2 protein-coding genes and 1 pseudogene are annotated in these 2060 nt (G+C 57.3%); all 3 read left to right on the top strand.

Annotated features, from left to right (window positions below; translation table 11 throughout):
* Nucleotides 1-491, top strand: a pseudogene (locus GPK90_RS13450) (DNA cytosine methyltransferase); the annotation flags it as partial.
* 4 nt (nucleotides 492-495) lie between these two features.
* On the top strand, nucleotides 496-1209 hold the full coding sequence (locus GPK90_RS13455; protein WP_215652076.1) for an antirestriction protein ArdA: 714 nt from the start codon (nucleotides 496-498) through the stop codon (nucleotides 1207-1209).
* Between the two features lie 26 nt (nucleotides 1210-1235).
* The coding region (locus tag GPK90_RS13460; RefSeq protein WP_252197480.1) for a hypothetical protein at nucleotides 1236-2060 on the top strand (825 nt) is incomplete at its 3' end.

Raw genomic sequence — 2060 nt, forward strand, 5'->3', positions numbered from 1 at the left:
CCGCAGACATACTATTTAAGCCCCGTCCAATGCTCCCACTTCCTCCGCCTTGCGGAGAGGGCGGGCGGGCCGCCGCCGAAGGAGATCGAACAGCTTCTTTTGAAACAGGGCGGCAGATACCAGTCATCCACCCCTTTCAGTGCTTCCGTATGCGGGGAGCGGCAAAAAGGCAGGAAGAAACGGCCTTCCGAAACAGCTTCGGATTACCAACTGACCCTTTTCCCACTCTTTTAGCCAGTGACGTGACGCCCTTCGCCTTCTGGTATGAGGGCGACCCGGCGGGCGGCTGTATCCGTTTTCTGACGGAAACGGAAAGCGAACGGCTGATGGGGCTGCCGGAGGGCTGGACAAAGTACGGGGCGGACGGCGTGGAGATCCGGCCTCTGCAACGCTACAAGGCGCTGGGAAATGCGATTGCCCTCCCTTGCGCCGATTACATTATGGCCGGGATCTATGAGGTGCTGGCTGACCGGGCCGGAAAGGAGGAATGAGCCCATGTTTGAAGCCTATATAACCAACACCGCCCTGTACCCCTTGATGGGGATCGAGGTAGGGACAACGGTACATTTCCCCATGACGACACAGGAGTTGCAGGCCGCTCTTGCCAAAATCGGGATAGACGGGAAACGGTACAGCGAAGTGTTCTTTACCAGCTTTGACAGTGATGTGCTGGGGCTCTACGATTATCTCTACGAATGTGAGAACATCGACGAGCTGAACGAGCTGGGCCACGCCCTGCTGGAAGTATGGGATAAGGGCGGACTGGAAACCTTTGAAGCCGCTCTTGTCTTGGGAAACCACACAAGGAGCGTGAAGGATTTGATAAATCTGACGCAGAACCTTGACCTTTACCGCTTTTACCCGGATATTTCTGATGATGAAGGGCTGGGCCGTCTTTACGCCGACGAGCTTGGGACTATCGACATACCGGAGCACATTCAGAACTACTTCGATTATGAAGCATACGGACGGGATGTGCGTATCAACGAGGGCGGCGTATTCGCTCCCGGTGGGTATGTGTCGGCAGTCCCGGAGGGCTTCAAGGAGTATTACCACGGGCCACAGGACATTCCGCCGGAACACCGGATATTTGCCTATCCTGAAAAGGCCGAGCCTGTCCACTCCATTCTCGCTGCACTCAAACGGTTTCAAGAAGCCCCGCCCGCTCCGAAAAAGGACAAGGCGGGGCCTTCCCATGAAGAACGGTAAGACTTCGGGCCAGCATGGCCCGAAGCATGAAGGAGGTGCATACCATCAACTATTACCCTATCAATGAAGGAGCCGCCCGCCGGGCAAAGGAAATGAACAGCTTTTCCGACTACAAGGAAGGGAGCGCAACGGCGGAATACCGGGCAATGGTGGACAAGGCCGCCGCCATAGCGGAACAGCAGAAATCCCGGGTGGACCCCATGTACCATGAGAAGATCGACCATCTGTTAGACACCTACGCCCGCAAGCTGGCCGAAAACATGAACCAGGGCTTTGCCATTGACGCAAGGGTTCCCTCTGTGATGATTGCCGGACCTGCCAATTTCCCGGTGGGAAAGAAGGAAAAACAGAACCGGGCCCGGGACAGCAACATGGAGGAATGGCGGTATATTCAAGGGCTGCTGGATAAGATACGCAGTACCGGCATGGGCGGGATCAGCGCCGATGACCCGGCAGCGATTGAAAAGCTCCACCGCAAGCATGGCAAGCTGGATGGCTGTGCGCTGCTGTCGCCGGACCAGATCGAAAAGCTGAAAGCAAGCATGGCGGCAAACTGGCGGAGCGACCCGAGGCCCTTTGAAAGCTACCAGCTTACCAACAACAATGCGGAGATCCGCCGGGTAAAGACGCGTATCGAACAGCTCTCCAAACAGGCGCAGCGGGAGTTTTCCGGCTGGGAGTTCGACGGGGGCCGTGTGGAGATGAACCGGGAGGACAACCGCTTGCAGGTATTCTTTGATGGAAAGCCTGACGCGGACACCCGGGCCGAGTTGAAAAGCAACGGTTTCCGCTGGGCTCCCAGCGTGGGCGCATGGCAGAGGCAGCTCACGGACAACGCCATCCGGGCGGCT

The organism is Clostridium sp. MCC344, assembly GCF_018785365.1.
Classification (GTDB): Bacteria; Bacillota; Clostridia; order Lachnospirales; family Lachnospiraceae; genus Pilosibacter.